The 7,767-nt window shown below is 53.6% G+C and carries 6 protein-coding genes and 1 pseudogene; 4 read left to right on the forward strand and 3 right to left on the reverse strand.

Features of this window, described 5'->3' with window-relative positions:
- Positions 1–1,202 precede the first annotated feature (1,202 nt).
- Positions 1,203–2,339, forward strand: a complete 1,137-nt coding sequence (locus tag FKW19_RS14625; RefSeq protein WP_089179602.1) for a Fic family protein — start codon at positions 1,203–1,205, stop codon at positions 2,337–2,339.
- A 36-nt stretch (positions 2,340–2,375) separates the two neighbouring features.
- Positions 2,376–2,647, forward strand: a pseudogene (locus tag FKW19_RS15875) (SOS response-associated peptidase family protein); the annotation flags it as partial.
- Between the two features lie 210 nt (positions 2,648–2,857).
- On the opposite strand, the gene FKW19_RS14635 reads toward FKW19_RS15875, so the two are convergent.
- The gene (locus FKW19_RS14635) at positions 2,858–3,790 is read right to left on the reverse strand and encodes an SDR family oxidoreductase (RefSeq protein WP_089179603.1); all 933 of its coding nucleotides are present in this window, start codon (positions 3,788–3,790) and stop codon (positions 2,858–2,860) included.
- Positions 3,791–3,940: 150 nt separating this feature from the next.
- On the opposite strand from FKW19_RS14635, the gene FKW19_RS14640 reads away from it, so the two are divergent.
- On the forward strand, positions 3,941–4,633 hold the full coding sequence (locus tag FKW19_RS14640) for a type 1 glutamine amidotransferase domain-containing protein (RefSeq protein WP_089179604.1): 693 nt from the start codon (positions 3,941–3,943) through the stop codon (positions 4,631–4,633).
- Here FKW19_RS14640 and FKW19_RS14645 read toward each other — a convergent pair.
- Positions 4,630–5,142, reverse strand: a complete 513-nt coding sequence (locus tag FKW19_RS14645; RefSeq protein WP_238331304.1) for a MerR family transcriptional regulator — start codon at positions 5,140–5,142, stop codon at positions 4,630–4,632. The two genes, FKW19_RS14640 and FKW19_RS14645, sit on opposite strands and share 4 nt — an antisense overlap.
- A gap of 92 nt (positions 5,143–5,234) precedes the next feature.
- Here FKW19_RS14645 and FKW19_RS14650 point away from each other — a divergent pair, with 92 nt between their 5' ends.
- Positions 5,235–6,071, forward strand: coding sequence for an alpha/beta fold hydrolase (locus tag FKW19_RS14650; protein ID WP_089179606.1), 837 nt, complete (start codon positions 5,235–5,237; stop codon positions 6,069–6,071).
- Positions 6,072–6,450: 379 nt separating this feature from the next.
- Here FKW19_RS14650 and FKW19_RS14655 read toward each other — a convergent pair whose 3' ends face one another.
- Complete coding sequence (locus FKW19_RS14655) at positions 6,451–6,963, reverse strand: hypothetical protein (protein ID WP_089179607.1); 513 nt, start codon at positions 6,961–6,963, stop codon at positions 6,451–6,453.
- Positions 6,964–7,767: the final 804 nt, after the last annotated feature.

Here is a 7,767-nt window from a genome sequence, read left to right on the forward strand (position 1 = left end):
TGACCGGTGCGCTCATACCTTCATGTCTGCAATCCATATCGCAGCAAGCGTCATCTTCTATCTCAAAGAATGAGTCCTGAGCCTAGATATAGTCAAACCGAACATCGTGTGACGGTGACTGCATAATCGGATATGTTGTCCTCCTTAGGCAGCAAACGCTCCTCACAGCAGCGCACCATGCCTTTCCATAGCCTCGAAAACGCCATCGCCAATCAGATCAGGCGGTCCATGAAAGCCTGTGTATTGATCGGCGACCTACAAAGTTATTCCCAAAGTATCCACAGACTTATCAACATAGGAAAAACACTCAAAATAGGCTGTGTTTTTAGTCATATTCATTCCGGATTCGAAACTCTAAGTCATTGATATTCCTAAATACTTAAAACCGCCTTTTGGGATTTAATCCCAAAAGTGCCCTTTTTTACAACAGTGTTCGGTTTTTTGTGGTACAAAACACACGGCCACACTGCGGTAATAATAACACACCAGCCCAGACACCCTAAAATGCGCCAGATAGCACCCTAAAGCAGCCTACATGATTCTGTCGCCCCCTACACAGGGCTACAACAAGACGCAACGAACGCTCCGCACCATCCCCACCGAAAACTCCCGCACACCATCACAGCCGCAAAAAAACAGCCTCTCCGTCCATATAAGCCCATACACTCCCCCGATTCACCTTCTTGCCGGCAGAATTTTCCCAAGAGACGCCCGACACCCCCCTTTCCTCTTCCATACGCCCCATTTTCCCGGTTTGGAGAGCACGCTACCTCAATTTCATATGCACCCTTCGGATGCATATGAAATTGCTACGCTTTTTCTCTTTTCTTCTTTCCTCTATCGCCGAATAAATTCGGCTCCCTTTTCGATGCGACATCGTAACACGACACACCCCCCTCCAACTACGCGGGGGCAAAAAAAGGCACTTGCCCTGTATTTCATGTACCAAATCCGGAAAAAAAAGTGGTCATTTTCTACCCCCCCCCTTTTTTGTGGCCCCTCATTCAGCGCCCCCAAAACCGCCCCAAAAAAAAGTTATCCACAGGATTTCCAGACGAAAATACCTATAGATTAGGCAACCGTCACCCCGATTTTCGATCAGATGCGGGAAAGACCCTACTTATTTGCCGCATATCATGCGGATATAGCCTTGCGGTTTGCGGCGATTAAGCGCCATATTCTCCGCAAGGAGTGCAGGAAATATGACGCGATACATTCATCAGTATGGCGACTGGCCGGATTTCCGGTGGGACAAGGATTCCATCTCCCATGAACTGGCTGCGGTGCGTCATCGGCAAGGGCGGCTCCTGGGGCGCATGGAGAGTCTTGGTTTCGATTTCAGGTCGGAAGCCGTGCTCCAGACCCTGACGGAAGACGTCATCAAGTCGAGCGAGATTGAGGGCGAAAACCTCGATCGTGAGCAGGTGCGCTCTTCCATTGCCCGGCGATTGGGGATGGATATTGGCGCGCTGGCGCCAGTGGATCGGGATATCGAAGGCGTCGTGGAGATGATGTTGGACGCAACCCGGCATAACGCTGAGTCTTTGACTGAAGAAAGGCTGTTCGCCTGGCATGCGGCTCTGTTTCCGACTGGCAGGAACGGCATGGCACGCATTCTGGTGGGAGAGTGGCGTGATGACAGAACCGGTCCGATGCAGGTTGTGTCTGGCCCTGTCGGACGGGAGAAGGTCCATTATGAGGCGCCGACAGCCAGCAGGGTGCCCGCGGAGATGCAGGCCTTTCTCGACTGGTGCAATGCCGAGCACGCACTGGATCCAGTGCTGAAGGCAGCCATTGCACATCTGTGGTTTGTCACCATTCATCCGTTCGAGGACGGAAACGGGCGTATGGCCCGGGCCATTGGCGACCTCATGCTTGCGCGTTCGGAACAGACAGACCAGCGGTTCTACAGCCTATCAGCCCAGATCCGCCACGACCGGAAGGATTACTACGCAATCCTTGAGGCTACTCAGAAAGGAGATATGGACATCACGCTCTGGCTGCACTGGTTTCTGGGGGCTCTGGATCGCGCATTTGACCGTGCTGAGCTGGTCCTGGGAAAAGTCATCCAGAAGGCCCGGTTCTGGGATAGTCTGGCCGGGCAATCGATCAATGACCGGCAACGCCTCATGCTGAACCGTCTGCTGGACGGGTTCGAGGGCAAGCTGACCTCATCCAAATGGGCGAAGCTGGCAAAAACGTCCCCGGATACAGCCCTGCGAGATATCAATGATCTCGTATCACGCGATATTCTGGCCAGGGAGGCTGCAGGAGGAAGAAGCACCAGCTATGTGCTGGTTCTTCGTGAGGCGCGGGTCGGATGCAACATGTCCAGTTGAGGGATCAGCGTCATAGCCAGCGCGAGCCGTTGCAGGGTGTGGTTTGCCCGCAGCGACGGAGAGCCGCTGGCTTTCTTTGCCGGGATCTGACGTCGATGGACGTCCGTGCGGAAACTGGCTGACGGATGATCTGTTCGGGTTTCTGACCACTGAAGCCAACAGGAAGGTCGGCGCGATCTATCCGAAAGCGATGCCTGTATATTCTGACGCAACTAGACGAACTGGATGTGTGGATGAAGACGCCGGTAGAAGAGGCGCTGCAATTACAACGGCTTTTACCGGATGGCTGGCTTGCTTGTGTCGATCCCCCCGCGACCTTTGGAATGATAGTTAAGGGGGGGAAAGTGGAATGTCCGGTTTCGGAAACAGCCTTCAGGAAGCTGACATTATATAAGGCAGTGTCACCTAAATCACGAACCCTTCCGCGCACGACGGATTTTTTGATCCCACGTCCGCAGCATAAGTACTCGTCTCTACCAGTCCGGTTCAGAGCGATGGCAGGCGGCTAGGAAGTCGCGTTATCCGCCTCTCCACTCCTTCCTGATCAGTTGCAGACCCCCCTCATATGTCGTGACGGAAAACTCAGGGAAATGACGTTTGAATTTCGTTGAGTCGAAGAAATTGTCTTGCTCGTAGCGTGGCAGAAGTTCCTTTATCTCCCGCACCCTTTTTGAGAGAATGCCTGCGATGATCAGTGGCCATTTACCAATAACCGAATAGGAAGGTGTGCGGTCGAAAGCTCGGCTGGCCATAGTGACAAATGTCTTATAGGTCGGTCGATCATCACAGCATGGCAGATGCCAGCTCTGGCCATAAGCATCCGGCGTATTACCCAGAGTTGCAAGAGCACGGCTCGCATCAGGCGTCCAAATTAGGGTCCGACGTGTGTCGTCACGGACAGGGACCAGTGGCCTTCTGCCTGCTTTCAGCCTGTCAATGATCAGAGCGTTGGTGAAGCTCTGTGTTTTCCCCGGACCATAGAATTCCGGCGCACGGGCGATGAGCACCGGAATGTCTCCCCGTGCCATTTCTTCCAGCACCATGGACGCCATTGCGGCGCGCACCCGTCCTTTCCGACCAACCGGGGCGAAGCGCGTTTCCTCAGTCTGGATCTGGCTGTTCTGAGGATACATGTAAGTATTGTCGAAATAGGCAAAATTGGCCCCAGCCGCCCGGCACGCTTGCAAGGCGTTCTTCAGCATGACCGGAAACTGCTCTTCCCAGAGCGTGCTGTCAGGGGGAAGGCCGGCTGTGAAATAGACAATCCGGCTGCCTTTCACCGCCTGTGCCGTCTGCCCTGCATCAAGCAGGTTCGCCGCCATGAGCGTGTCGTCGTCATTGACCTTGCGGGGATTGCGGCTCACGAGCCGCAGGTCCCCTGTGTGATGCTGATGCAATGTCCGCGCCAGTTCCGTAGCGATCTGGCCATTTGCGCCAAGAATTGTCTGCATGTGGGGCTGCCTCCGTTGTGCAGGTAGATTTGCCCTTACACTGTTAACGTTGAAGTTAGATTTAATGTCAAACGACAGATTGACCTTCAACCGGCCTTGAATGTTACAGAATGGCCGTCCGAGGACCTTGCCGCATGAAAGGGACAAGCCATGAGCCGCCGTATCCTGCACGTCGCCACCAATATCTCGCATTTTGACAATCCCGCACATCCGACCGGATTGTGGCTGTCGGAACTTACGCATGCCTGGGACGTGTTTGCCGCCAGAGGTTATGAGCAGCGCATTGTCAGCCCCAGGGGGGGCAAGGTTCCACTTGACCCGCGTGCGTTGAAATGGCCGATGCGCGATACCTCCTCCAGAGCCTGGCTGGCCGATCCGGCTAAGATGGCCCTCTTATCTGCAACGGCCTGTCCCGCAGACATCAATCCGCAGGATTATGATGCGATCTACTTTACCGGTGGGCATGGCGTGATGTGGGATTTTCCGAACAGTGAAGGCCTTCAGGCCATCACACGCGTAGTGTGGGAAAAGGGGGGTATTGTTTCCGCTGTCTGCCATGGATATTGCGGGCTTCTGAATACCCGGCTTGAAGACGGTTCTTTTCTGGTGTCCGGGCGCAAAATCACCGGATTTTCGTGGACTGAGGAGAGGCTGGCGGGCGTCTCCGGGGAAATACCCTACAACGCGGAAGCTGAAGTGAAGGCGCGAAAAGCACTTTACGAAAAAGCCCTTCTGCCGTTCATGTCCCATGTCGTGGTGGATGGAAAACTGGTGACAGGCCAGAATCCTTTTTCAGCCAGAGCGACCGCAGGAAAAGTCGCGTCCTTTCTGGGAGGGATTTAAGGCGGAACAGCTTTTTTGCTGCGTCCTCTGCTCACGGACTGACGACGATCTGTCCTGTCCAGAAGACGCACATCGTCCGGTGTGATGTCCAGATTGTCGGAAGGTCCTGCAAGCACATTCGTCAGGACACGATGGGCGTTAGCCGCGCAGTCCATGTCTTCGGGGCGCGCCTGAATATCTTCCACCAAACGAAGGAGATGCGCCTTGCTCTGGGTCAGACGTGCCTGCAGCGCCTCAATATCCGCAATCTTGCGTGTCAGTGCGTCCATGAGCGCATCATGATCCCAGTGTTGCAGATCAGAGGGCAGCAGGGTGCGGATTTCATCCAGCGTAAATCCGGCCCGTTGCGCCGTTGTGATGAGTCCCAGAAGCAGCACGGCCTGTGGTGGGTAGGTACGGTATCCGTTGGAACGACGATCAACCGTTGTCAGCAATCCGATGCGCTCATAAAACCGGATTTTTGACGTCGTAAGATCGGTTTTCTTGGCCAGTTCTCCAATCTTCATCATCAGTCTTCTGTTACAAATTCATCTTGACGTTGAACTTATGTTCAACGTTAGCGTCTGAGCATTATCAGTTTTGAATGCTCAGGAGAAGTATCATGTCATTTGTCACGACACTCGACGGTGTAGAGATTTTTTATAAAGACTGGGGACCGAAGGATGCACAGCCTATCGTTTTCCATCATGGCTGGCCACTCAGCGCCGATGACTGGGACACGCAGATGCTGTTCTTCCTGAGCAAGGGCTTTCGCGTCATTGCGCATGACCGCCGTGGTCACGGACGATCTGCGCAGGTGAGCGACGGTCATGACATGGACCATTACGCGGCCGACGCATCGGCAGTTGTGGAACATCTCGACCTGAAAAACGCCATTCATGTCGGGCATTCGACAGGGGGCGGACAGGTTGCCCGCTATGTCGCGCAATACGGTCAGCCGCAGGGACGGGTTACCAAAGTCGTGCTCGTCAGTTCCGTGCCGCCTTTGATGGTCCAAACGGATCGCAGCCCCGAAGGCGCACCGATCGAAGTGCTGGACGGACTGCGTGCCGGGCTGGCAGCCAACCGTGCGCAATTCTTTCTGGATGTAGCGGGCGGCCCATTCTACGGTTTCAACCGCCCTGAAGTTGACGCTTCAGAAGGGGTGATCCGCAATTGGTGGCGTCAGGGCATGATGGGCAGTGCAAAAGCCCATTATGAAGGGATCAGGGCCTTCTCCGAAACGGACCAGACAGAAGATTTGAAGGCAATCATGGTGCCAACCCTCGTCCTGCAGGGGGATGATGATCAGGTGGTTCCTTACAAAAATGCAGCAATTCTTCAGGACAGGCTACTTCAGAACAGCACGCTGAAAATCTATCCTGGTTATCCGCACGGCATGCACACAACCCATGCTGATATCATCAATGCTGATATTCTGGCATTTATTACTGGCTGAAGACCGAAGTATACCGATGTGGCGTTTTAATGTGGGCAGGGGGCTGTTTCGTCTCTTCGCCTGCCCACGTGAAATTAATCTCGCAATATCGCCGGGCTGAAATGAGCCAGTAAGGTCAGCTTTACGATAATATCTCGGATAGACACAATGTCTGATATGAGGGCGACTACAGCCTGTCAGCTTTGTTTCTGCTGAGCCGAGGGGCTGTTTAGGGGGACAACGGAATGTCTGCTCAATGGTAATAATAGAGAGAAAGCGGTCGGATTACAATCTAGAATCTTGACCTAAAGTAACGACCAAGAATATATGGAAATAGCTAAATAGAGTTTAGGTTGTCGGAAAGCTAAAGTGTATGAGACCCCATGATTAAGCAGACGAGCTACGATCGAAATATATGATCGATCCATGAAGCGCAGGCGGTGATCACGCCAAGCGCCATCGCAGGCTCATGGATGTCGGACGTGCCATGAGCCAATCCATTTCGCAACGCGATCAAAGCTTCGATGGGGTCAGGCAGCTCTGTAGGGGTGGGGACGGACGCGGGTAGAATTCCAATTTTCCTAGCCTTATCGACAAGATTGCGAAGCGTCCCACGAGTTGCACCTCCATGCCCGATGAGTCGATGTTTTAGTGCCAGCTCGAAGGCGCCAAGAGCCAGCACTTCACCCCCCACGAGAAGCTCGTAATCGAAGAACGCGTAGATGATCGCGCTTCGAGCACGATCAAAGGCTGCCGCAACGTCCGTGGGCGTGACGGCCGAAAGGCATATGTTGGCTACCGCCGCATGATGGTCCGCAAGGGTCATTCTGCGAAGCTTGCCGTCTTCGGCGATAGAGAGATTTGCAAAGCGGGGGTCGCGTTGCAGGATATCTTCGGTGGCTTTGATCACCATTATTTTAATCCGCCTTATTCTGCCCGTCGCTTCCCATCATTGGCTTTTAGCTGTCAGACGGTCAAGCTCGACCATTTGCCTTTATTAAGTTAAAATCCATGTAACCGACGCAAGCCGTTAAATATTTAATAGGCCCTTCAATATGAAAAATTGCTCTCGCACCCGTTTATAAGCGCGAAATGGTGTATTCAGTTTCCCGGTCGAGAAACCGGAAACCGGATTGAAAGAGGACGTGCTTTCTGAGACGATCTATCATGGGTAGACCTGAAGCCCCGAAATGTCGCCGCGCTTGTCGGGAAAGCAGGCCTAACCGTGCGTCCCTCATCAAATATTTAAGGCTACATCGGGAAATCCAGAGGAAGCGAGAAGGAGGCGAAAATGACTGACAACCGGACGACCAAAATCTCCTTACGATTCGGCCAAATTTGGCGGACTACCATCCCTGGCAATTTAGAAAATGCCCGTGAAATTGTAAGCGATCCGACGCCAACGGTAGTTGCTTTCGTTTTGCGAGCTCCATCTGGCGCGCAGTTAGCGGGTGGCCGCACTGTCGTCTCAGTTCCAGAGTGGGAAAGATGGGTAGAGAGCCACAACGCTGAACCGATTAGAGCTGAGGACATGCATAACCCACCAGGGACGGAGCCGCGCCGATACTAGCAATTCGCTCTCCGTGCCAAGCTGTCCACACGGTTACGCCCGTGCCTTGCAAACCTGTGAGACCTAGGCTCAGGACTCATTCTTTGAGATAGAAGATGACGCTTGCTGCGATATGGATTGCAGACATGAAGGTATGAGCGCACCGGT

This window comes from Acetobacter sp. DmW_125128, from assembly GCF_008704325.1.
Taxonomy (GTDB): domain Bacteria; phylum Pseudomonadota; class Alphaproteobacteria; order Acetobacterales; family Acetobacteraceae; genus Acetobacter; species Acetobacter oryzifermentans.